This is a genomic window from Salibacter halophilus (assembly GCF_008806325.1).
GTDB classification, from domain to species: domain Bacteria; phylum Bacteroidota; class Bacteroidia; order Flavobacteriales_G; family Salibacteraceae; genus Salibacter; species Salibacter halophilus.
Genome location: NZ_WACR01000001.1, coordinates 279,967 through 305,129 on the forward strand (window position 1 = coordinate 279,967; position 25,163 = coordinate 305,129).

Annotated in this window: 20 protein-coding genes; 8 read left to right on the forward strand and 12 right to left on the reverse strand. The window is 39.9% G+C overall.

The features are described from left to right. Positions 1-241: 241 nt before the first annotated feature. From F3059_RS01305 to F3059_RS01325, 5 genes are all read right to left on the reverse strand, one after another. Entirely contained in the window at positions 242-757 is a 516-nt protein-coding gene (locus F3059_RS01305) for an ABC transporter ATPase (RefSeq protein WP_151166124.1), read from the reverse strand. Positions 758-760: 3 nt separating this feature from the next. Next, on the reverse strand, positions 761-1,555 hold the full coding sequence (locus F3059_RS01310) for a (Fe-S)-binding protein (protein ID WP_151166125.1): 795 nt from the start codon (positions 1,553-1,555) through the stop codon (positions 761-763). A gap of 11 nt (positions 1,556-1,566) precedes the next feature. Next, positions 1,567-2,925, reverse strand: a complete 1,359-nt coding sequence (locus F3059_RS01315; RefSeq protein ID WP_151166126.1) for a (Fe-S)-binding protein — start codon at positions 2,923-2,925, stop codon at positions 1,567-1,569. Positions 2,926-2,927: 2 nt separating this feature from the next. Further along, positions 2,928-3,845 carry an MlaD family protein gene (locus F3059_RS01320; protein WP_170264970.1) on the reverse strand — a complete coding sequence of 306 codons (918 nt, stop codon included), beginning with the start codon at positions 3,843-3,845 and terminating at the stop codon, positions 2,928-2,930. Positions 3,846-3,929: 84 nt separating this feature from the next. Beyond that, the gene (locus F3059_RS01325) at positions 3,930-5,123 is read right to left on the reverse strand and encodes an N-acetylmuramoyl-L-alanine amidase family protein (protein ID WP_170264972.1); all 1,194 of its coding nucleotides are present in this window, start codon (positions 5,121-5,123) and stop codon (positions 3,930-3,932) included. Between the two features lie 115 nt (positions 5,124-5,238). Here F3059_RS01325 and F3059_RS01330 point away from each other — a divergent pair, with 115 nt between their 5' ends. Genes F3059_RS01330 through F3059_RS01340 form a run of 3 tightly spaced genes read left to right on the forward strand, consistent with a single transcriptional unit; the run spans position 5,239 to position 8,941 of the window. Beyond that, positions 5,239-7,758 (forward strand): putative LPS assembly protein LptD, encoded by a 2,520-nt coding sequence (locus tag F3059_RS01330; protein ID WP_151166129.1) that lies wholly within the window; start codon positions 5,239-5,241, stop codon positions 7,756-7,758. A gap of 9 nt (positions 7,759-7,767) precedes the next feature. Next, positions 7,768-8,532: a DUF3298 and DUF4163 domain-containing protein gene (locus tag F3059_RS01335; RefSeq protein WP_151166130.1), complete on the forward strand. Its 765-nt coding sequence runs from the start codon at positions 7,768-7,770 to the stop codon at positions 8,530-8,532. Positions 8,533-8,578: 46 nt separating this feature from the next. After that, positions 8,579-8,941 (forward strand): response regulator, encoded by a 363-nt coding sequence (locus tag F3059_RS01340; RefSeq protein ID WP_151166131.1) that lies wholly within the window; start codon positions 8,579-8,581, stop codon positions 8,939-8,941. Here F3059_RS01340 and F3059_RS01345 read toward each other — a convergent pair. Genes F3059_RS01345 through F3059_RS01355 form a run of 3 tightly spaced genes read right to left on the reverse strand, consistent with a single transcriptional unit; the run spans position 8,938 to position 10,719 of the window. Next, entirely contained in the window at positions 8,938-10,218 is a 1,281-nt protein-coding gene (locus F3059_RS01345) for an NAD(P)/FAD-dependent oxidoreductase (RefSeq protein ID WP_151166132.1), read from the reverse strand. The genes F3059_RS01340 and F3059_RS01345 overlap by 4 nt on opposite strands. 4 nt (positions 10,219-10,222) lie before the next feature. Beyond that, the gene (locus F3059_RS01350) at positions 10,223-10,444 is read right to left on the reverse strand and encodes a hypothetical protein (RefSeq protein ID WP_151166133.1); all 222 of its coding nucleotides are present in this window, start codon (positions 10,442-10,444) and stop codon (positions 10,223-10,225) included. Positions 10,445-10,446: 2 nt separating this feature from the next. Then, positions 10,447-10,719 (reverse strand): hypothetical protein, encoded by a 273-nt coding sequence (locus tag F3059_RS01355; protein ID WP_151166134.1) that lies wholly within the window; start codon positions 10,717-10,719, stop codon positions 10,447-10,449. Between the two features lie 60 nt (positions 10,720-10,779). Here F3059_RS01355 and F3059_RS01360 point away from each other — a divergent pair, with 60 nt between their 5' ends. Further along, positions 10,780-11,502 (forward strand): class I SAM-dependent methyltransferase, encoded by a 723-nt coding sequence (locus tag F3059_RS01360; protein ID WP_151166135.1) that lies wholly within the window; start codon positions 10,780-10,782, stop codon positions 11,500-11,502. Here the strand turns inward: F3059_RS01360 and F3059_RS01365 are convergent. Then, positions 11,485-12,441 carry a DUF6340 family protein gene (locus tag F3059_RS01365; protein ID WP_151166136.1) on the reverse strand — a complete coding sequence of 319 codons (957 nt, stop codon included), beginning with the start codon at positions 12,439-12,441 and terminating at the stop codon, positions 11,485-11,487. The genes F3059_RS01360 and F3059_RS01365 overlap by 18 nt on opposite strands. 71 nt (positions 12,442-12,512) lie before the next feature. Beyond that, entirely contained in the window at positions 12,513-14,006 is a 1,494-nt protein-coding gene (accC, locus tag F3059_RS01370; protein WP_151166137.1) for an acetyl-CoA carboxylase biotin carboxylase subunit, read from the reverse strand. Between the two features lie 446 nt (positions 14,007-14,452). On the opposite strand from accC, the gene F3059_RS01375 reads away from it, so the two are divergent. From F3059_RS01375 to F3059_RS01390, 4 genes are all read left to right on the forward strand, one after another. After that, on the forward strand, positions 14,453-15,895 hold the full coding sequence (locus F3059_RS01375; protein ID WP_151166138.1) for a CCA tRNA nucleotidyltransferase: 1,443 nt from the start codon (positions 14,453-14,455) through the stop codon (positions 15,893-15,895). Positions 15,896-15,926: 31 nt separating this feature from the next. Further along, positions 15,927-17,288, forward strand: a complete 1,362-nt coding sequence (gene purB, locus F3059_RS01380; protein ID WP_151166139.1) for an adenylosuccinate lyase — start codon at positions 15,927-15,929, stop codon at positions 17,286-17,288. A gap of 171 nt (positions 17,289-17,459) precedes the next feature. Then, entirely contained in the window at positions 17,460-21,746 is a 4,287-nt protein-coding gene (locus F3059_RS01385; RefSeq protein WP_151166140.1) for a hybrid sensor histidine kinase/response regulator, read from the forward strand. Continuing rightward, complete coding sequence (locus F3059_RS01390) at positions 21,743-22,126, forward strand: hypothetical protein (protein ID WP_151166141.1); 384 nt, start codon at positions 21,743-21,745, stop codon at positions 22,124-22,126. The genes F3059_RS01385 and F3059_RS01390 overlap by 4 nt, the downstream gene beginning before the upstream one ends. 35 nt (positions 22,127-22,161) lie before the next feature. On the opposite strand, the gene F3059_RS01395 is transcribed toward F3059_RS01390, so the two are convergent. Together F3059_RS01395 and ppk1 are read right to left on the reverse strand one after the other, a co-directional pair. Further along, the gene (locus tag F3059_RS01395; RefSeq protein ID WP_151166142.1) at positions 22,162-23,049 is read right to left on the reverse strand and encodes a Ppx/GppA phosphatase family protein; all 888 of its coding nucleotides are present in this window, start codon (positions 23,047-23,049) and stop codon (positions 22,162-22,164) included. Next, a complete protein-coding gene (gene ppk1 / locus F3059_RS01400; protein ID WP_151166143.1) occupies positions 23,050-25,158 on the reverse strand; it encodes a polyphosphate kinase 1 in 2,109 nt (702 codons plus the stop codon). Positions 25,159-25,163 lie beyond the last annotated feature (5 nt).

Below are 25,163 nucleotides of genomic sequence, written 5' to 3' on the forward strand. Positions count from 1 at the left end.
TAAGTTATATTATAAACATCGCTTAGCAAACACAATCTAGTTAAAATGAAAACAAATAATTTTAATACTGTTTCACAAGCACCCAATTTAAAGTCAGTTCATTTTAAATATAGGAAATTAAACAAACATTTAAGTGCAATATAAAAAACACTTTCGAGATTTAGGGAAACTCCATATCACAACAAAAAAAAGCCCCATCCTAAATAGAATGGGGCTTTGAATTATAATGATTTTTAAAAACTCAATTATCGATAAACTGGTTGTGCCAGCTCTCTTTGATCGGTAATAACCAGCGCTCTTTGAGCTCGCCTACATTTGCCACGAGATTGTTGAAGACTTTCGTATCCTCAGAAACTTCTTTTTTCTTGGAAAGCCCTTCGAGTTCTGACAGTGAACAAATGCTTATAGAGCCGCCATTTTTGAGGTAAGCTACCTGCATGCGGTCAAAGAAATCCACTTCGAATTTCTTTTCCAGCTCTTTCACAAAGTAAACTGACGAGTCGATGCTGCATCCTGTAGCTTTAACTTTTTCTTCATCAGCTGCTATGATTAGAAAATGATCGAGGAGGAAATCTCCGGCAGCGGTCATAGATGACCCGTGTGCTTGCCAGGACTCCAAAAATTCATCGAGTGCAGCTTTTAATTTCTTTTGTTCATTTTCTGAAAGTGGTTCTTTTGACTGATAAGCCCAAACACGTGCGTGATCGGGAAGTTGGAAAACAGGTGATTGTAATTTCGTCAAATTTATTTCACTCATACACTACAAATCTTCAGCTGTTGCGATTAATTCTGCTACATCGTACACCTGTACGTTATCTTCTCTTTCTTTGTTTTTAACTCCATCGGTCATCATTGTGTTGCAAAACGGACATCCCGTTGCAATGACATCAGGCTCAGTTTCGAGTGCCTGTTCAGTACGTTCAATGTTGACTTCTTTATTTCCCTTTTCAGCTTCTTTGAACATTTGAGCTCCTCCTGCTCCACAGCACATTCCGCGCTCTTTACAACGCTTCATTTCAGAGAGCTCAACATCCAGCTTTTCTATGAGTCCGCGCGGAGCTTCAAAAACACCATTTGCTCTTCCCAGGTAACACGGATCGTGGAAAGTAATGCGCTTTCCTTTAAAGGTTCCGCCACCTTCGAGTTGTAGTCTGCCATCTTTGATGAGACTATTGATGAATTGCGTGTGGTGAACCACATCGTAACTTCCACCCAAATCAGGATATTCATTTTTCATTGTGTTGAAACAGTGCGGACAACCCGTCACAATTTTCTTCACTTCATATCCGTTCAAAACCTGGATGTTTGCCATGGCCTGCATTTGGAAAATAAACTCATTTCCTGCACGCTTGGCCGGATCTCCGGTACAACTCTCCTCGGTTCCGAGTACAGCGAATTTAACACCCGCTTTGTTCAATATCTTGACAATTGCTTTGGTAATCTTCTTCGCCCTATCGTCAAAACTTCCGGCACAGCCAACCCAAAACAACACTTCTGGAGTTTCACCTTTGGCATTCATTTCTGCCATTGTAGGAACTTTCATTGCTTCACTCATACCAATAACTTTTAATCTGTTTCTTCAGCCCATTTTAGTCTGTCAGCCTGGGCAAACTGCCACGGTGCTCCGTTGTTTTCCACATTAGTAAACATTCCCGCCAACTCACTTGGAGCAGCACTCTCTTCCATAATGAGGTAACGTCTCATCTCCATGATAATTGAGAGCGGATTGATGTTTACCGGACAAGCTTCAACGCAAGCGTTACATGTTGTACACGCCCAAAGCTCTTCAGGTGTGATGTAATCGTTTAGTAGAGCTTTACCGTCTTTGTGATCTTTTCCGTTTTTATCGATTCCCTTGCCAACCTCAACAAGTCTGTCGCGTGTATCCATCATGATTTTACGCGGAGACAATAATTTTCCCGTTTGATTAGCAGGGCATTCAGAGGTACATCTACCGCACTCTGTACAGGAATACGCATCCATGAGGTTTTTCCAGGTCAAATCCTGAACATCTTTTGCTCCAAATGTCCCCGGTTCCTCAGCTCCTTCTTCAGGAGCCGGAGCTGCAAATGGATCAGCATTTGGATCCATCATCAACTCAACTTCTTTTTTCACTTTATCATCATTCGTAAACTTGCCCTGTTCTTCGAGATCAGAATAATACGTATTTGGGAAAGCCAAAATGATGTGGAAATGCTTTGAATAAGGCAAATAATTCAAGAACGCCAGGATACCAACGATGTGCAACCACCATGCTGTTCTTTCAATTGCCGCTAAAGTGGTCAGATCCTGAGGGAGCATTCCGGTAAGGAACTGGCTCGCTACAAATCCGCCCTGTAAATCTGAAGTATATTTTTCAAGTCCCAGGCTCGCCAGTTGATCAGCAGATGCCTGTAATAAAACGCTATCAGCAGCATTCATCGTAAGAAAAGCTGCCATCAACACGAGTTCTATCCACAAGATGTTTAGCGCATCAGTTGTGGGCCAGCCTTTCATCTCGGGTTTGTAAAAGCGTTGTATACGCATTACTAACCTTCTCAGTAAAAACACGACTACACCCAAAACAACGAGCAGAGCCAAAATCTCAAAAAAGTTGATGAGGAAATAATAGAAATCCCCAAGAGCACTTGAGAAAATGCGGTGCGTACCAAAAATTCCGTCAATGATAATTTCCAGAACTTCAATGTTGATTATGACAAAACCAACGTACACGAAAATGTGCATGATGCCGGCAATGGGTCTGACCGTCATTTTAGATTGACCAAGTGCGACACGCGCCATTGTTTTCCAACGCTCACCGGGGTTATCACTGCGGTCTTCATCCCTACCGAGTAAGATGTTTCTCCTTATTTTCCCGACATTTTTCGCAAAAAAAACGACCGCTGCGATGAAAATCACAGCGAAAATGATATTTGATATTCCCATAACTACCGCTCTTTCTTTTTAGGTTTCTCTGCCGGCTTCTCCTTCCTTCCAAACACAGAGAAATGTACGTAACGTTTAGGATTCACACGCATATCCTCTAACAGCTTATCCAGCTCAAGTGTTGCAGATTCGAGGTTGCGATAAAGCGTATCGTTGTTGACGAGTAACCCTGCAGAGCCTTTTCCTTCATCGATTTTCTTCATCACTGAAGCAACGCTTTCCATGGCAGTACCCGCTTTATCAATTGTCCCAACAATATCAGCTTTGACGAGTGAATCACTTATAGAAGAAAAATTGCGCAAAATTGTATCAATGCGCTCATTGTTTCCTTCAATATTAGAAACGATCGAATTCATATTACTGACAATCGTATCAAACTTTTGGCGCTCACTAATCACCAAAGTATCAACACGCTTGAGTGTTGTTTCAAAGGTCCTGAACGAACGGTTGATACTCTCAAAACTCTGTGTAAGGTTAGTTCGTGCATCCTCGTTGAGAATTGCCTGTACGATCGTCACAACAGAATCGATTGAACCGATTAAATCATTCGTCTTTTTCTCCAGTGGTTGAAGGCGCTTATCAACTTCAGCTTTAAGATCACCCTCAATTGCTGAGTTCAGTGTATCACCAGCCTTTGCAGGAGTTCCTTTCATTCCGCCCTGAAGTGTAATAGCCTTAGAGCCAAAAAGATCTAAACTTGAAATGCGGGCAACTGTTTGCTCAGTCACTTTCACAGTTTTGTTGGTAACGCGAAAGCCCACAACAATTTTTCCCGATCCGTTAGAATGGAGTTTAATCGAGTTCACCTTTCCAACATTGTAACCGTTGAGTTGTACGTAATTGTCCTGAGACAAACCATCAACCCTCTCATAAACAGCATAGTACTGTTTACCGGTTTCAAAAAGACTCGAACCCTGCAAATAACTGAATCCTACTACTGCAACGACAAGCGTAATAATTGTTACGATGCCTATTTTTATTTCTTTTGAGATAGCGGTAATATTTTAGTTATTAATAATATCTACAGCTTCACGCAAAGAAATACGTTTTCCGCGATAAATCGCAATAACAAACGCATCTTTATAACCCTTTTCCCTCACTTCATCCTGCACTTCAGTAATTGAGTCAACTGAATTCTCAGCTCCCACAACATACTTGTAAACACCATCTATTTTGACCTCCTCAACATCGCCTAAATTATCAAAATATCCTGATACATCATCAATCGGTTCGGGTAATGACGCTAATTGAACGTGAAACACAGGTTTTTCATCATCAGCTTCTTTTTCACGGTCAGAGCCTGATTCAGCTTCTTCCTCCACCTCTTGTTCATCGGTTTTTTCCGCTTGCTTTTCTTCTTTATCAGGATCAACAGAAGTATCTTCACCTTCCATCGCTATTTTGTAACGTTTAAAAGCTCTGTAAACAGCTGAGGCCATGTAAACTTTACCGTTTTCAGAATTGAGAAAGTCCTCTTCAGGCGGGTTGCTGATAAAGCCGAGCTCGATAAGCACACTCGGCATCACTACTCTACTGATAACCCAGTAACCGGCTTGTTTCACACCGCGATCTCTACGATTAACACGTTCCCTAAACTGATCCTGAACGAGATCTGCAAAATAAATGCTCTGCTCGAGAAACTCTCGCTGCATCATACTGAGAGCAATCATACTCTCAGGTGAAGTTGGATCAAAATTGCCGTAGTTCTCCTCGTAATCTTCTTCCATTAACATCACGCGGTTCTCACGTTTAGCTACTTCAAGGTTTGCTTCGGTTTTGTGCATTCCCAAAACAAAAGTTTCAGATCCGTGAGCGTGTGTACTCCCAATCGTATTGCAGTGGATGCTGATAAAAAGATCAGCATCAGCCTCATTTGCAATTTTTGTGCGTTCAATCAGTTTGAGAAAAACATCTGTTTCACGCGTCATGATCACTTTTACATCAGGAAAATACTTATTGATGTAATCGCGAAGTTTTAGCCCCACATCCAGGACAATATCAGCTTCAGTAGCATCGTAACGCCCCGTACCAATAGCTCCCGGGTCTTTTCCACCATGTCCCGGATCGATCACAATTGTTTTAACGCCAAAACTGTTTCGCTCTTGTGCAATGATAGTGGCACTGAATACGTTCAACAGGATTGTAGCTAAAAAAGTGATGAAAATGACGTTTAATGTGGACATATATCCTTTTGCCATCTCTGTTTTGAATTTTTGTTGCTTAGTTTTGCTGCCCAACTTCATTATCTTACAAATTTAACACGAAAGATTGGGGCGTTATTTAAGGCACATATATTTATTTCACCTCATTTTGTTGATAGCCCTTTTCCTTTTTACAGGAGCTAACCAACAAGTTTTCGGCCAAAGTGAAACAGGCACTCAGGATTCCGCCAAAGTTGAGCAGGTTGTCGAGGACTCAACAGGCTCTGACCGTGAGGATAACAGCTTCCTTGAATCAAAAGTAGACTACAATGCTGAAGACTCGATGATCATTGATATGCAGCAACAAAAAGCATATCTCTACGGGAATGCGATTGTTACTTATGAAGATTTAAAACTCGAAGCTGATTACATTGAAATAGATTTCAATTCGAACCTCGTGATGGCTAAAGGCCTTCCAGATTCTACAGGTGAAGTGAAAGGGAAGCCTCTTTTTACTGAAAAAGGCCAGCAATACGAAGCAGGTCAAATGACCTACAACTTTAAAACGAAAAAAGGAAAGATTAAAGATGCTCTTACTCAACAAGGTGATGGCTATATTCACGGGCAGGATATCAAAAAAGAGAACGACAATATTTTCTTTATTAAAAACGGCCGCTACACAACCTGCAATAAAGAAGATCCCCACTTTTATATACTTGCCTCAAAGCTGAAAGTCATCAACAATGAAAAGATTGTGACGGGTCCTGCCAATATGTGGGTCAGCGATATTCCTACTCCGCTCGCTATTCCGTTTGGTTTTTTCCCAAACAAACGAGGTAGACAAAGCGGTGTGATGATTCCCAGTTACGGCTTTTCTCCTGAGCGTGGTTATTTCCTTCAAAACGGAGGATTATATTTCGGGATAAGCGATAATTTTGATGCTTCCATACGAGGTGATATTTACTCAAATCTCTCATGGTCTACTAATACGCGAATCAATTACAAAAAGCGTTATAAAAGAAAAGGCTCTTTTGATTTTCAGTATACTGATGCAAAAGATGGGGACCCTGAAACAACAGACTTCACTAGAAGAGAGAGCTTTTTTGTCAAATGGAATCATTCTCAAGATCCAAAAGCATACCCAAACAGTGACTTTAGAGCCACAGTCAACTTTGGTAGTACTGATTTTTATCAAAACACATTTAATAGCGAAATCAGAAATGTGGTAAGGAACGACTTTGCATCGAATATTTCTTACACAAAGAATTTCGCTAACTCCCCTTTCAACCTTACATTTAACGGTAGTCATAGTCAAAACAGCAGACAGGAAAGTGTAACAGCTACACTCCCTCAGGCTACATTAACTATGAGCCGGATTTTCCCCTTTAAACGGAAAGTGCGTGTAGGAAGTGAAAAATGGTATGAGCGTATAGGTTTTTCGTACAGTACAGATATGAAAAACACAGTTACAACTTCAGCATCTGAATTCAATCTCCCCAATATTGAAGACCGAATGCGATACGGTGTTCGTCACAGTATTCCTATTTCAACATCGATTAAAGCAGGACATTTCACATTTAGCCCAAACATCAACATCAACGAGGTGTGGCAGTTTCAAACGATCAGGAAACAATACGACCCTGAGCTGGAAAATAACGTGAGACAAGATACACTCCAGGAGTTTAGAAGATTCGGTAATTATTCTGCATCTATGGGACTCGCTACAAAGCTATACGGTATGTACAGCTTTGGTGAAAACAATAAAGTTGAAGCAGTGAGACACACATTCACACCAAACGTAAGCCTGCAATTCACTCCTGATTTCAGCAGCAGCGAAAGTGGTTACTTTGAAGAATATCAGGTTGACTCTTTGGGAAACACTCAACAATATTCTGTATTTGAAGGTGGTATTTACGGAGCTCCAAATCAGAACCAGAGAGCTGTCATCAATTTCGACTTGCAGAACAATGTTGAAATGAAATATAAATCTGAAAATGATAGTGGCGATGTTGAATTCAAAAAAGCTCCTATCCTTGAAATGTTGAGTGCCAACTGGAACTATGACTTACTGAGCGACTCACTCAATTGGTCACCAGTTAACCTCCAATTAAGAACGACAATTGCTAAAATCATAAATCTTCGCGGAGATTTGCGGTTAGATCCTTACGCCCTCAATGAAAATGGTCAACGCATCAATGAGTTTCAATGGGATGAAAACCAAAGACCATTCAGAATGACACAAGGCTCTGTTAATGTTGGATTCCAATTTCAAAGCAGTAATGTCAAAAACCGCTCAACTGATAAGGGCACAGAGGCTGAAAAGGAAGACGTAGAAAACAATCCTGACGCCTACGTCAACTTTAATATTCCGTGGCGTTTATCAGTGAATTATAATTTTCAGGTTCGCAAAACAGGAAACAGAACAAGCCAAATAAACAGTGTCAATTTCAACGGTGAAGTCAACCTCACTGAGAACTGGAGAATCTCATTCAGGAGTGGTTACGATATTGAAAACAAACAGCTCAATATCACATCATTTGATGTGTACCGCGATCTTCACTGCTGGCAAATTCGCTTTAATATCATACCGTTTGGTTCGCGTCAATCTTACAACTTTAACATTGGTGTGAAAGCTCCTATGTTACAAGATTTAAAGCTACAACGTAAACGTAGTTGGTTCGATAATCAGTAAATTTACAACATGAAATTTTCATTTATCGGTCAGATCCAATTTCGGTTCCTCATCATTTTGGGTTTATTTCTAACCAGTTGCGGAAATCAATCTGAAAAATCATCAGCTGAGAAATCTGATTCCACAATCAAAAAGCCAACTATTCAGCACAAACTGATCGAACGAACAGTTGACAACTGCAACACACAAAGCGATACGTGTACATATGCCAGCGTTAAGTACCCGGTTTTTTCCGGCTCTGACCGAGACAAAGAACTCAATAAATTTATTTTTGATTCAATCCTAAATGTCAATGACACTAGTGAATTGAGAAGTTCTTTGGATTCGTTCCTAATTCAATGGCGCAAAACTTATGAAATGATGGATGAAGCAATGCCATGGGTTAAGGAAAGTGCATTTATGGCTTCATTTGAAGATTCGTTGCTTCACATCGAACAGAGTCATTATTTGTACAGCGGAGGCGCTCACGGGAACTACGGAGAGTTTCACAGCTACTTTTCATGGCCTGAATTAAGACATTTAAGCTGGAAAAATTTCATTGATGAAAGTGAAAATGAGCTCATTGCTAAACTCAAAACTAACCACGCAAAAGCGATGAAAAGCAAGAGCTATAATGATTTGATAGACAAAGGATATATATTTGACGATTCGCTATATGTTCACAATAATTTCGTGATTGGGAAAGACAGCATTTCATTCCTTTACAATCCATATGAAATAGCCCCATACTCTGAAGGAATTGTAAAGATTAAAGCCGAGAGAACGAACAAATGAATATTATTCTTATCTTGGACTCGCTCAAAATACTAACCTCATTAAGATGTGCATTTTAGTTGTAGATGATGATCCAATTGCTCGCCTGATCATTGAACAGAATTTGAAATTAGCTCAAATTGACAATGAAATCCTTTCTGCTGAAAACGGAAAAGAAGCATTGAACATGATAAAATCTTCGAAACCTGAAATTGTTTTACTCGACCTGAACATGCCTGTCATGAACGGGTTTGATCTTCTCGATTCTATGACTGAAAATGGCATTGAAACCGATGTGTACATCATCACTTCAAGCACATTGCAAAACGATAGAACCAAGAGCTACAAATACCAATCGGTAAAAGGTTTTTTTGAAAAACCGATCAATAAAACAGATATCGATCAGGTGAAAAAATCGCTCAAAGGTTAAACATGTTCCTTTTTCTTCTCAAACGGCCTTATAATCAATCGGGCTCCTTTGTCGTATTTGACATAAGCATACGTCCAGTTAATTAAAGTCACCATTTTGTTGCGAAAGCCAACGAGCGCAATCAAGTGAATAAACATCCAAATAAACCAGGCTAAAGCTCCACCAAGGCTGATGTTATTCAGATCCACAACCGCTCTGTTTCGTCCAACAGTTGCCATTGACCCCAGATCTTTATATTTAAACGGTGTTGTCTTTTTGCCCTTTTCGAGTTTAAATAAATTCTTTGCGAGATGCTCGCCTTGCTGAATTGCCGGTTGAGCAACCTGCGGATGTCCGTTCGGGTACTGATCGGTTTGCATTGCCGCCACGTCTCCCAAAGCAAAGATGTTTTGGTAACCATCAACACGACTAATTTCATCCACTTTGTAGCGTCCATTTTTGAGTAGGCTCTCCCCATTTATTCCTTCAATAGGACGAGCCTGAACACCTGCTGCCCAAATAAGCGTTTTGCTTTCGAGCTCACCTTTTGATGTTTGAGCAACGTTTCCGTCAAAATCTTTCACCATGGTATTCAGCCAAACCTGAACACCTAATTCTTCGAGATAGTTTTCAGCTTTCTTTGCCGAGTATTTACTCATTCCGGCAAGTAATGAATCTCCCGCTTCTAAAAGGTGAATTTGCATCAAGCGCAAGTCGAGATCGGGATAATCGTTGGGAAGCACGTGTGATTTCAACTCTGCCAAAGCTCCGGCCAATTCGGTTCCGGTTGGTCCACCGCCAACAATCACAAAATTCATCAGCTTTGTGCGTTCCTCAATATCTTTGGTGAGAAGTGCTTTCTCAAAATTCTCGAGTATCAAGCTTCTCAGGTTGAGCGCCTCGGGAACAGATTTCATCGGCATCGCATGCTTTTTGATTTTCTCGTTCCCGAAAAAATTGGTTCCGGTTCCGGTCGCAATGACGAGGTAGTCGTAATGGATCGGACCAATACTCGTGTTTACGATTTGCTCATCAGTATTGACTTTTTCCACTTCAGCTACTCTAAAATGAAAGTGCTTTTTGCTGCTGAAAATTTTACGGAGTGGATAAGCGATGCTATCGGGTTCTAACCCTGATGTAGCAACCTGATAAAGAAGTGGTTGAAAAGTGTGGTAATTGTGTTTATCGAGTAAAACGGTTTGGAAATTTTTATCTCTGATTTCTCTGGCTATTGCCATACCACCAAAACCTCCACCAATGATAACGACACGAGGGAGATTTTTAACCGGAATGTTCATGAGACTACCTTTCTGATTTACTTTTTAATAATTCGATGCGCAATGAATCTGCCTCTTTTTGAGCTTTGTACTTATCGAGAAGCAGATTTTGCCTGTGTTGTGCCTGCTTGAGAATCTCGTTGTTCAACACGTCAATTATCGTGTTTTGATGATACGAGAAAAAGGCAAAGGCCACAATAATCAGCGACATAAAAAGGATGAGAATATTTTTTCTATCGCTCAGCATCCTTATTTTGCTTCTTTTGAAAGTTCTTCGAATAACTTCAATAACTTAGCCTTCATATCTGCACGAAGATTATTGAAGTATTCTGATTTTTCGTGATTGTGCTTGCCTTCATTCACACGAATGATGAGTTCATCGTATTCATTAACTGCTTTATCGATGATAGGCTCTAGCTTCGATCGCTTTTTAGGATATTGCATAATGCACTCATAGCACTCGTCAATAAAATCTGCAAATTGAAAATTGATCTCCTTTTTTAAACCGCGAATGTTTGCCATGGCCTTGATATTGAAATAAAAATAATTTTGTTCAAATTTAGCAATTCAATTGTAGCGTTCATGCAAAATGAAGAAAACAACGATATTTTAGGAAAAGCATTGATGGATTTCCTTCATAACAGGGATCCTGAGGATGTAGTTGTGATCAATGACCTCAACCATACAGACCTCTACCCTATCGATTACTTTTTCCGTGATTACGCCAGCTTGCCCGATTTAGAAAAAACAGCGCTCAAATACTGTGAGGGAAAAGTCCTCGATATTGGAGCCGGAGCCGGTGTTCATTCACTCATCTTGCAGGAGCAGGGATTTGAAGTAAGAGCCATTGACCGATCTAAAAACGCGTTTAAAGTGATGCGGTATTTGGGAGTTGAGAAATGCAGGCAAATGGATTTTTTCGAAATCGACAAAGAACGCTACGACACGCTACTCCTACTCATGAACGGAATTGGAATTGTGGGAAAGCTCAATCGACTCCCCGAGTTTTTTGAGAAAGCTAAAGAAATGCTGCATCCGGGCGGACAAATAATCCTGGACTCAACTGATATCGAATACATGTACAAAGAGCCCGATGAAAGTATCAGGATCGACAACAGCAAAGATTATTACGGGGAAATTGAGTACACCATGAAGTACAAAGGTGAAACCGGAGATCCTTTTCCGTGGCTTTTTATTGATTTTCGCACACTTTGTCAATACGCCAAAAAGAGTGGATTTACCTGTGATATCCTGAGCATGGAGGGCAAAAACCACTACCTGGCCAAACTAATTTTTCGAGCTTAGATACGGTTTAAAAGGCTCCAAATCTTTACTTCGCTGTTTTAAAACCTCCAAATAAGATTTAGCCAATCGGGAATCGTAATTTTCAATACAGCGCTCAGCCCATGTAATTGCTAGATCTAAATCACCGGCCATTTCGCTGGCAAGTGCCATGTTGTAACTCGCTTTTTCGGCAATTTTTTCACGGTCAGAGCCGGCCAACTCAAACCACAAATCGGTAGCTTGCGGCCAGTCGCCTTTAATTGCCAGGTTTCCCGCTTCAACGAGTTCATCATTGCCGTACAAATACATAGTCCGCTGTACATCTCTCCAGTGCAAGCTCACCATTTTAGCGATGTTACTCCCCACAAACAGAGCCGTTTGTTCGAGCATTGAAGCTTCATCTGGCATGTTGAAATGAACTTCCTGGGGCGATTCACCAGAAGCCATGCTCGTGAGTTGATCACTCACCTGACTTTGAGAGAGCACTTCTCCATTTCGGTTGTAAATTCTAAAAAAGATTGTCATGCTCACCGTTTGTGATCCATCAAAATACGGAACGCGCACAGTGCCGTATGATCTATCAACGGGAGCGCTGTAAGTGACCTGTCCGTTTGCATCAATCGAAGCATCATAACCTTCAAGAACGAGAACTAAATCAGCTTCAATTTTATCGAAAATCGCATCCAGCGCTTTCTTGGGAAGAGGCCCGCTTTTCATTCTGCTGAGCGGATTTACCTTAAACGAATCTGCAATTTGAGGCGTGTAGTAATTGACCTCCTTAAATGCTTTGCTTATTCCGACTAAAGTATAATGCTGGATGTAATTGTTTTGAGCATTGATTTGCTCGATGAAAGTTCCATTCCTGTAGAACTCAGTAAGCGCGAACTCACTATCGATGTTGTTGAAGAGCGCCATCGGTTGTGGGAGCTTCACCAACCCCGATTGGGGCGGGTGAAGCACCTCAATTTCCAATTTTGTTGTAGCGCAACTACCAAATAAAAAAAGACAAACCGCTAAACACGTAAAAAACCTCATTTACGCAATCGGTTTGTTTTCCATTTAGATACTGACGGATTATCATTTTCAGCCGTAACAGTAGATTTACGTCTGTTTTCAATAGCCGCACGCGTCCCGAATATTGCCGCAACTTTTTCAATAGCCGGATCTGACTGTTGTTCAAACTCTTCAGGATTCCAGTGTTCTTTCACAAAGTGCGTATCGAAATTTCCCGAGCGGAAAGCTTCGTGTTGAACTGCGTATTTGCAGAATTCCATTGTTGTAGTCACACCTGAAATACGGTATTCATCAATAGCCCTCACGAGACGATCAATCGCTTCATCGCGTGTCCTTGCGTGAACGCTCAGTTTACTGATCATTGGATCGTAATAAATAGGAATATCCATTCCTTCAACAAACCCATCATCAACTCTGATTCCCGGACCTTCAGGCGACCTGTAGGTCAACAGCTTACCAATATCGGGCAAGAAGTTATTCATTGGATCTTCAGCGTAAACGCGAGCTTCCAGAGCGTGACCGTGAATTGAAAGATCATCCTGCTCAAAGCTCACTTTTTCACCACGTGCAATGTTAATTTGTTCTCTAACGAGATCAACTCCTGTTATCAATTCAGTGACAGGATGCTCAACCTGCAAACGCGTATTCATTTCGAGGAAATAGAAGTTGTCATTAGCATCGTAGAGGAACTCAACCGTTCCGGCACCTACATAATCACAAGACTTTGCCACATCGATTGCACACTGTCCCATCTCTTCTCTTTTCGCATCAGTGAGAACCGCAGATGGCGCTTCCTCAATTACTTTTTGGTGCCTGCGCTGAATACTACATTCACGCTCAAAAAGGTGACGGTAATTCCCGTGCTTATCAGCCAAAACCTGGATCTCAATGTGACGTGGGCCTTTTACATATCGCTCGATAAAGACAGAGCCATCACCAAAAGAACTTTCTGCTTCGCTGACAGCCATTTTCAATTGTGACTCAAATTCATTTTCTTCTTCAACGATACGCATTCCTTTCCCGCCACCTCCAGCAGAGGCTTTGATCAAAATAGGAAAACCGATTTCACCGGCAATCTTTTTCGCTTCATCGATGTCATCAACAGCCTCATCAGTTCCCGGTACGAGCGGAATATCGTATTTCTTAACTGCAGCCTTGGCAGCGAGTTTTGATCCCATGATTTTCATTGCCTCAGCAGACGGACCAATAAAAGTGAGTCCGGCTTTTTCTACTGCATTGACAAACTCAGGGTTTTCAGATAAAAACCCATAACCAGGATGAATTCCATCAACATTCAATTCTTTAGCGAGATCGATAATCTCATTTATCTTCAAGTAAGATTCATTAGATGGTGGCGGACCAATGCATACAGATTGATCAGCAAATTGCACAAAAGGCGCATTGCGATCTGCCTCAGAAAAAATTGCCACCGTTTTAATTCCCATTTCTCTGCAAGTACGCATTACACGCAATGCAATCTCTCCTCTATTTGCTACAAGTATCTTGTTCATCTATTCAAGTTTATTTTCGATGATTCTAGTGGAATTCAATTATACATATTAATAGAGCGCTAAAATACGAGTTCGATATTCAATTTGAAAACGACAAATAAATTAAGTAAAGATTAAACCATAACAGTTCATAACATTAGCTTAACATAGGGTTCATGATTTTAAAACTATTGAATAATGATTGATAACAACTCTAACAATTATGTAACAATTTTGGAGTCATTCAAAAAGGCCTTTAATTCGTTTTAGGGGTTAGATTGATTAATTTTCAGTGGTTTAGTTTGTTAGGTTAAGGGAGCTACTAAGCTCCCTTTCTTTTTTGGTCTAAATTTCATCCAAAATAATTCAATTCCTCCACATTAACCCGAGTTTGGTTATCAAATACCACTGAATAAAATAGTACCTTTGCCAGCCCATTTAGCGCGAGTAACCGATAACGAACATTCATGGGCTCAATCAAAAAAAACTTTACGTCTCAACTCGAACTTTCTCTCTTTGGATATATTGCCAAAGCAGCTGAGGAAATAGATCAGCCGGCTTATGTTATTGGTGGTTGGGTTCGTGACTTACTCCTCGAAAGACCTTCTAAAGATATCGATATCGTTACGGTAGGCAGCGGAATTGAACTAGCTAAAGCAGTAGCCAAACAAAGTAAACGATTCACTGAAGTTTCACAGTTTAAAAACTTTGGTACTGCTATGATCAAGTTTGATGAATATGAGGTTGAGTTTGTTGGAGCAAGAAGAGAGTCTTACAGCAGAAACTCGCGCAAACCTGTAGTTGAAAACGGCACTTTACAGGATGACCAAAACAGACGCGACTTTACAATTAATGCTTTGAGCATTGGTCTCAATCGTGACGATTGGGGAAAAATCTACGATCCGTTTGACGGGTTAAAAGATCTAGAAAACAAAACGATCAGAACCCCGCTAGCTCCAGGTCAAACCTACTCTGACGACCCGTTGCGTATGATGCGAGCCATCAGATTCGCTTCTCAACTCAACTTTAAAATCGATACTGATTCTTACGAAGCGATAGCCAAAAACAAGAACCGAATCAAGATCATCAGTAAAGAGCGAATTTCAACCGAACTCAACAAAATATTATTGAGCGACCAGCCATCTGTTGGGTTGGAACTTTTGTATAAAACAGGTCTGTTGGAAATCTTTTTCCCCGAGCTTGTCGCATTATCTGGAGTTGAAGAGATTGACGGGCAAACACACAAAGAAAACTTCTACCACACTTTAGAGGTTGTCGACAATATTTCTCGTGAAACTGATAATCTGTGGTTGCGCTACGCGGCCCTTTTACACGACATCGGAAAGCCGGTTACTAAACGCTTTGACAAAAACATCGGGTGGACATTTCACGGTCACGAATTTGTGGGATCAAAAATGGTTCCCAAGATTTTTAAGCGACTCAAGTTACCGCTCGATGACAAGATGAAGTACGTTAAAAAACTCGTAGCCTTATCTTCAAGACCCATTGTTTTAGCGACTGAAAAAGCGACTGACTCTGGGGTAAGGCGCTTACTTTACGATGCCGGAAACGATGTGGAAGACCTGATGACACTCTGCGAAGCTGATGTTACCACGAAAAGTGAAAAGCGGAAAAAACGCTACCTCAACAATTTTAAAGTGGTGCGCAAAAAACTCAAAGAAGTTGAAGAGAAGGATCATGTTCGCAATTTCCAGCCACCGGTTGACGGAAAAGAAATTATCAAACGATATAACTTGCAACCCGGTAAAGAGATCGGGAAGTTGAAAAATGCTGTGAAAGAGGCTATACTCGATGGTCAGATCCAAAATGATTACGACCAGGCAATCGAATTCCTCGATCAGCAAGCTATGGAAATGGGGCTTTTAGCGGGCTCTGACCGAAAAAATTAAAACCGATATTTGAGCACTTAATTCATACAATATGGAAATCAATCATTCACTCCTGGCAATTTCACCTATTGATGGACGCTACGCTGGTAAAACGAAACAACTAGCTGATTACTTCTCAGAATACGCGCTTTTCAAATACCGTGTTTGGGTTGAAGTGGAGTATTTTATCGCGCTGTGCGAATTGCCTTTGCCGCAATTGAAGAACTTTCCAAAAGATCAATATGAAACGCTGAGAAATCTTTACAGGAATTTCAATCCGCAAGATGCTCAAAAGATTAAAGATCATGAGGCCATCACAAACCATGATGTAAAAGCTACTGAGTATTTCATCAAAGATGTTATGGAAAAAGAAGGTTTGGGTGATTATCTCGAATTTGTTCATTTTGGATTGACCTCACAGGACATCAACAACACCGCTGTCCCGATGAGCTTGATGCACGCTTTACAGGAAGAAACGATTCCGCAATTTGAAGAACTCATCGAGCAAATTGACGAACTAGCATCTAAGTGGAAAAATATACCGATGTTAGCCCGCACTCATGGTCAGCCCGCTTCACCAACAAACCTGGGCAAAGAATTACAGGTTTTCAGCGAAAGACTTACTATTCAGCTCAACCAACTTAAAAACATTCCTTTTTCGGCTAAATTTGGCGGAGCTACTGGAAACTTCAATGCTCATCAGGTTGCTTACCCACAAACTGATTGGGTGGCATTTGCTAATAAGTTTGTGAATGAATCACTCGGTTTGAACAGAAGCCAAACAACAACTCAAATTGAACACTACGATAATTTAGCTGCTACTTTTGATGCATTGAAAAGGTTGAATAACATCGTTCTCGATTTGGATAGAGATATATGGACTTACATCTCTATGGACTACTTTAAGCAAAAAATCAAAAAGGGTGAAGTAGGATCCAGCGCGATGCCACATAAAGTCAACCCAATCGATTTTGAAAACAGTGAAGGAAACATAGGCATTGCAAACGCAATTTACGAACATTTAGCTGCAAAACTTCCTGTTTCACGTTTGCAACGAGATCTTACCGATTCTACTGTTCTCCGCAATGTTGGAGTTCCGGTTGCTCACACAGCTATCGCACTAAAAGCCACAGCAAAAGGACTTAGCAAACTTGTGATCAATGAAGAAAAAATCGCGGCAGACCTAGAGCAAAACTGGGCTGTTGTGGCGGAAGCGATTCAAACGATTCTCAGAAGAGAGCAATTCCCCAAGCCTTATGAGGCGCTCAAGGATCTGACCAGAAAAAACAGTGTCATTACGAGCGAGAGTATAAGGCAGTTCATTGAAACGCTTGATGTAAGTGATGATGTAAAGAAAGAGCTCAAAACGATAACACCTCAAAACTATACTGGAGTAAATCTGGTTAAAAAATAACAGATCGCACAGTTAGAGTTCAAATTAGACTTATTAAATAATTTGCAAGAAGCGCTTTTTGCCAAATATTATTTTAAATAGACGGTTGTTTTTAATTAAAAAAGCACCAGAAGTACAGATAATACAAACTCATACTTTAAATTAGGCCTCAAAACCACAATGAGCTAATCGATGGTTAAGTTATTTAAAAGGGGAAAATATTTACTGACCATTGTAATTTCTTGTTTCGCCTTTATTTCTTCAGTTTTTGGTCAGAGCCAGGACTACTACATAGAATATTGGAACAGTCTCAACGGATTACCTCAAAATAGTGTGAACGACATCACACAGGACTCTGTAGGTAACATTTGGATAGCCACCTACAACGGTATTGTCAAATTTGATGGTGTAAACTTCAAGACCTTTAACTCTAAAAGTTTTCCAAACCTAAGGTGCAACAGATTTGAGTCAATTGTTAAAGGAAACGGCAACGAAATCTATGCTTTTTCAAGTGTTGGTTGCCTGGTTCACATTATAAATGACGATTCTATAAAAACGAGCGAAATTGACGTCAACTCTGTCAACACGCATGCCATTAGCTTCACAAAAAATTACGGCCTCGTTTTCAATGAATTTGAAAAGTTGAGATCTTTTAATAACGGAGAGAAAAAAACACTTTTCAACCTCAAAGGAAACATCAGGATTCAAGGTGCTACAATTTCAAATGATAGTGAATTTTATTTAGCCACTGAAAAAGACTTGTTCTTGCTTGATGGACAAAAAGAAAAGGTCATCAAGAACAATGATGACTCACCTATCATAGCTCTAGATTTGGTATCAAGAAATGACACCATTTTTGCCAATACTACTTTGAGTATTCTGTTTATTAAAGGTGATGAGGTTATTAAAGAAATCCCAAACAGCACAGATGCAAGCGTTTCAAATGAATTAATGCTTGATGGTGATTACCTGTGGCAAACAACCTCAGAGGGCTTGAGGAGGATCAACATCAACACTGGGAAAATCCATGTCATCACAGAAAAAGACGGATTGAGCGATAATATCGTTCGGTCCATTCATAAGGATCAGGAAGGAAACCTTTGGGTTGGTTCAATCATCAACGGAATCAATAAACTTACTCCCACATTTTTTCAAACGTTCAACAAGAAAAATGGACTCACGGGTAAGATTGTAAACCCAGTTTTTTATGACCGGGAAACAGGTGATATTTATGTGGGAGGTAATTGCACAGGTTATGATGTTATTCACCCAGATGGAACTGTTGAAAATACAAACTGTCAGCACGGAAACTATTTAGATCGGTTAGATCCCGGCCACCGTAATGATTGCATTTGGGCCATATTCATTGATAGTAAGCGCAATAAGTGGTTTGGACTCGCTACTGAGGGAGCTATGAAAATCAATAATGACGGCTCTAAAGAGTTTTTTTATAAAAATTTAGAAGGAAGAATTGTAAAAGCTATTACAGAAATTGATAGCTCTGTGTATCTAGGTACTTCAAATGGAATACACAAGTATATCGAAGAAGACGGTTCTCTTGAGCAAATTGCTCCTCACAACAATGCACTTGCACAATCAACTGTTACAACAATTCACCAGGATAAAAAAGGCAATCTACTTGTAAGCACGGCTAATAAAGGTTTCTTCATCATCAAAGAAAACAATAGCATTGAAAGGCTAACAACAAACAATGGTCTCCAGGTCAACCACACCAGAGATGTGTTCATCGATGAAAAAAACAATTACTTCATTGGCACATACGGTGGTGGAATCGTTTTTCACAATGATTCTATCACTAAAACCATCTCGATAGATGATGGCCTTTTCAACGAAGTAGCTTCAACGATTATTCTGCATAAAGGAAGGTTTTGGGTCACCTGCAATCAAGGACTCTACAGCATTGAAGAAAAAGAGATGTACGATTTCATCTTTGACAAAACAGATCGAATACACTGCTCCTATTTTGGTCATTCTGCCGGCCTTGAATCCATAGAGTTTAATGGTGGATTTCAACAAAGCGGGACTGTTGATGAAAATGGAAACTTGCTTTTACCAACTTTCAATGGATTAGTGAAATTCAACCCTGATGACATTCCCATTTTACCAATGCCAAATATCTTAATAGATGAGATAACTGTAGATGGTGAAAAAATCAAAAACTCAGGTAAACCGCTCAATTTAAGTAATGACTTTTTCAGGTTCCAGGTGCAACTATCTTCGCCCTCATTTTCTTTTCAAAAAAACAGGATAGTTGAGTATAAAGTTGAAGGTTATGATGACGTTTGGCTCCCAGTACCGGATGATTTCAAGCTGTCGTTCACATCATTCCCACCTGGTGATTATACGCTATTGGTCAGAACCAGACATTTGTTCTCTAATGACGCTGAACCCAATACGACACAACTATCCTTTTCTGTCCAGGCTCCATGGTGGCAACAAGCTGATTACATTCTAATATTACTACTGGTAGTTGTGGGGCTTTCGGTTTTGATCGTGATTATACTCAGGAGATCAAACAAGCTGCGAGAACGCAATATGCAGCTCAAGATTAACCAACAAACTGAGGAACTTCAAACGAGTAGAGCCAATTTACAGGCTATTATTGAAAATACTGATCAACTTATTTGGTGTGTCGATAACGAATTCAACCTCCTTGTAGCAAACGAAAATTACCTAAAAGTTCACCACAAAAAATATGGTAAATCTCTTGAGCAGGGAGAAAGTATTTTCGAATACAGCGATGAAGAAATCCGGAGTTTTTGGATGCCGTATTTTGAACAGGCCCTAAAAGGAAAAGCTGTAAAAGCTGAAGTTGAATCAAAATCTACCAAGCGCTTTAGAATTAATGAAGTTTCTTTTTACCCGATCATTAAAAATGATCAGGTTACTGGTATTGCAGGATTTACAAAGGATATTACAAAAAACAAATTGAGAGAGCGCGAATTGCGTGAAGCCAGAGATTTGGCTCAGGATGCAGCACAATCTAAAAGTGAATTCCTGGCTACAATGAGCCATGAAATTCGTACTCCAATGAATGCTGTCATTGGTATGACGAGTCTTTTGAGAGATACAGCTATAGATGAAGAACAGCAGGAATACATAGAAAACATTAGAATAAGCGGCCAAACTCTTTTAACCATAATCAATGATATTCTAGACTACTCCAAAGCTGAAAGCGGAAATATGGAGCTCGAAGAACATCAGTTTAGAATTGACAAATGTGTGAGGGATGCAATTGGGCTTGTTCAAAATCATGCCAGGCAAAAGAATATAACGCTTGAATACCACATTGATAAAAATGTTCCGGCTTATGCAAATGGTGATGAAACAAAACTGAGGCAGGTGCTTCTCAACTTGCTCAGCAATGCTGTGAAATTCACTAGAGATGGCGAAGTCACTGTCAATGTTGATCTTGTTAGCGATAAAAACGGATTCGTTATTTTAAATTACGCTGTAAAAGACACAGGAATTGGGATTGAGTCGGAAAAAATAGATCAGTTATTTCAGCCTTTTAAACAGGTGGATGCCAGTACAACAAGGAAGTTTGGAGGAACAGGACTTGGACTTGCAATAAGTAAGAAACTGGTTGAGTTGATGAATGGTAATATATGGGTTAATAGCATTTTAGGTGAAGGCTCTACATTTCAATTCAATATTGAACTCCAAAAAGTTGAAAAGGCTCAAATTGAAGAAAACCACTTTAGTCTTTTTTCAAAAATCTATGTACAGCTTGAAGATAAAGACGTTCAAGAAAAAATCTGCCAGGAACTTAGTTCACTACACCTTCACTTCGAGCAAGTTGACGATTTAAAAAACGCGATCAACCCGTCTCACGAATCACTTTTAATCACTGATAGTGAAACGTATGCAAATGTATTTTTGGATCTGACCAATGACATATCTTACTTATTGCTCTACAAGGTTGATAGTACCAGAATAGCAGAACAGCATCCCAAAAAGGCTATTTTCACCAATATTGAAGAAATTTCAAAAACCTCTCTCGATAAGGCATTTGGAACGATATTCAAGAAAGCCAAACCTGTTAATAATGAATTTGGTGTACTGGCTGAAAAATACCCTCTGAGAATATTAGTTGCTGAAGATAACCTTGTCAACCAAAAACTCATCAATATGATTTTGGGTAAACTCGGTTATGACTGTGATTTAGCGGCAAATGGTATTGAGGTTATTCAGGCACTCGACAGGATCAATTACGATCTCATTTACATGGATTGTCAAATGCCAGAGCTCGATGGTTATGAAACAACTTTAAAAATAAGAGAAGAGAACGATCACCAGCCGATTATCGTTGCTATGACTGCAAATGCAATGAAAGGTGATAAAGAAAAATGCCTTAGCGTAGGAATGGATGATTACCTTCCCAAACCGATTGACATGGAACTTGTTAAAGCCAATATCAATAAGTGGGGAAGCAGAATAATAAACGGGGAAGAATGAAAAACTTACTAATTGGAGTCTTAGCATTTTCATTAATTGGTTGTGCAGAAAGTGAAAATGTAAACTGTTCTAAGTTTAAAACCGGTGAATTTACATTTAGCGAAAAGAGCAAGGTGAGAATCCTACGATCTGATTCTATTCAAAAAGAATACAGCCAAAATTCTGGCGAAGAATTCATCGATGAATACTCCATCAACTGGATTGATAGCTGTACTTACAGCGCTAAACTCATCAAAACAAACCATCCTGAAGGTACATCGATGAGCATTGGCGACAGCATGGTTGTCACTATCATGCGTTCAAAAGATAACAAGTACGAATGGCAGGGAATGGTAAACGGAGAAATGAAAAAGGGCATCATGATCAAGCTCGATGAGTAATGGTCAGATCCATAAACCCGCTATTTCAATTGACCTCAGCTCGAAATCTGTTCGTTTTGCATAATAATCATTCCATCAGCCAGCCCGATTTTTGGAACGTGCATAATACTGCTATCACTCCACTTCATCGCGTTGAAGTAAATATCACTTGCCGGAACAATCACATCTGCTCGATCAGGGTTTAACTTGAGATTCTGCATTCGTTCCTCATAGCTCATTTTACTGAGCGACTGACGTGTGATTTTCAGCTCGTGATACAAGAGTGGTCTGGGATATTTTTTATCTGTGAGCTTGTATATTTTATTGATATTCCCCCCGGATCCGATCATTTCAACATGATTCAAATGACTGGTTTTTTCCTTGATCCATGATTTCATCTCCTTCCAGTCTGCATCTTTTGAAAGACCATTCAAAAGTCGCAATGTGCCCAGGTTAAAAGACTTTGCATCGTAAATCTCACTGTTTGATAAAATACTGATTTCAGTACTTCCTCCTCCAACATCAACATAAACATAGTTTGAATCTTCATCGATGTTTTCTTTGAAGTGCCCATTGAAAATGATCTCCGCCTCACGCTTACCATCAATGATTTCAATATCAATTCCGGTTTCATCTCTCACTCTTTCAGCGATGGCTCTACCGTTTTTAGCCTCACGCATTGCTGATGTTGCACAAGCTTTAAATGATTCTACATTATGAACTTTCATCAGATAAGAATAAGCCTTCATTCCATCGAGAAATCGCTCTTGTGTTTCATCGCTAATCTCTCCTTCAACAAAGGCCTCTTTACCCATTCGTATTGGAAGCCTGATAAGAGCTACTTTTTTGTAGTTGTGGTCTTTTGGATTTCCTATTACACCGCAAATCAAAAGTCTAATAGCATTTGATCCGATATCAATTGCTGCCAGTTTCTTGTATATCACCTATTTTCCCTCCTTAAGCTTGCCTTTGTAGTATTCGTACAACTCGAGTTGCGATCTTATTGGTTTATCTTTTTCTTTCCGTTTTCTCAACTTATTCTTCAGCGTTCCATCAAGAATTCTAGCCTTTACATTATCACGCCATTGAATATCAATAAAGTCTTTTATTTCTTTTTGTATTTCGCTGTCATAAATAGGGCAAGTCACTTCTACTCTAGCATCAAGATTTCGCCCCATCCAATCGGCTGATGAAATATATATTTTTTCATCACCTCCATTGGCGAAGATAAAAACTCGGGAATGTTCTAAAAAACGATCGAGAATACTAATAGCTTCAATGTTTTCGCTGTATCCTTTTCTACCTGCAACCAGAGAACAAATTCCTCTCACGTTCAACCTTATTTTAACCCCGGCATTACTGGCTTCATAGAGTTTGTGAATCAATTCCGGATCTACCAGGCTATTCATTTTTAACGTGATAGAAGCGTCTTTTTTCTTCTTAGCATTTTTGATTTCATTATCGATCAGATCCTTGAGTTTACCCCGCAGTGTCATCGGTGATGGTACGATATGTTTCAGGTTCTGAATGTTACTCTCCTCTCCTTCCAAATAGTTGAAGACCTCATCGATTTCACGTGTAATTTTCTGCTTTGAAGTAAACAGTGCAAGATCGCTGTAGAGTTCAGCAGTACTTTCATTGTAATTCCCCGTCCCTATGCTGGAATAAAAACGCGTTCCTTTCTCAGATTCGCGCTCGATCAAGCACAATTTGCTGTGAATCTTCAATCCCGGCATTCCAAAAAGAACCTTAACTCCTTCATCTCTCAAAACGCCAGACCATTTAATATTGGCCTCTTCATCAAAGCGAGCCTGAAGTTCTAAAATCACCGTCACTCTTTTGCCATTCTTAGCAGCGTTGATGAGTGCGTTAACCACTTTTGAGCGTTTTGCCAAACGGTAAATCGTGATTTTTATGGAGCGTACCTTTGGATCAATTGCTGCTTCTCTCAACAGTGAGATAAAGTAATTGAACGTTTGATAAGGATAATGCAGTAAAACGTCTTTCTTCCTAACTACATCCAGTATGCTCTGATATGGTTGAAGGTCCCTGTGAAGGAGCGGTTTTACATCATCATATTGTAATTGCCCACTGTCAAAATGCGGGAACTTCATGAAATCCTTGAAGTTGTGATACCTACCTCCCGGAATGATGTTATCGTTTTTATCCACTTCCAGGCTTTCAATCAAGTATGTGAGAAGGTCTTTGGGAATTTTACGATCGTATATAAACCTAACAGCCTCAGCTTTTTTTCGCTTTTTGAGGCTTTTTTTCATTTTTTCTAAAAAGCTTTTTGATACATCTCTGTCGAGATCGAGCTCAGCATCACGCGTGATCTTGATTGTGTAAGCTTCAATGATATCATAATTGAGAATTGCGTAAATCTCTCGTAAGCAATAGCGTATAATATCATCCAAAATAATGATATACCGCTTATTACTGATACTCGGGATAACTAAAAACCTGGGTAAAACAGATGATGGGACTTCTAAAATTGAGTACTGAACATCTTTTTTATTTGAACTTTTTGAGAGTTTAATAGCGAGATAAATAGACGCATCACGAAGTGTGGGAAAGCGGTTCGTTCCATCTAACATAATTGGAACCAAAGCCGGATAAACGTGTTGATGAAAATATTCTTTCACATATGCTCCCTGATCTTCCGTGAGCTGCTCTTCATCAACGAGATTAATTCCTTCTTCTCTCAACTCGTTTATTATTCCCCGGTAAATACGCTGAAAATCCTTTTGCTGCGAAAGCACAGTATCCTGAATTTTAGCCAACAACTCTTGCGGATTTTCCATGATGATTTCCTTCATGTACTTTTTCAGTGTCACCATCCTTTTAACTGTAGCTACACGAACACGAAAGAATTCATCGAGGTTATTGGAGAAGATACCGAGAAACCTCACTCTCTCCAACAGAGGATTTTCAGGGTCTTCAGCTTCCTGTAAAACACGTGCATTAAAAGCAAGCCAACTTATTTCCCTGTTGATAATGTGAATTTCATCATCGACTTTATTGCGCTGAATGTACTCTAAAACTTCAAGCATATCGG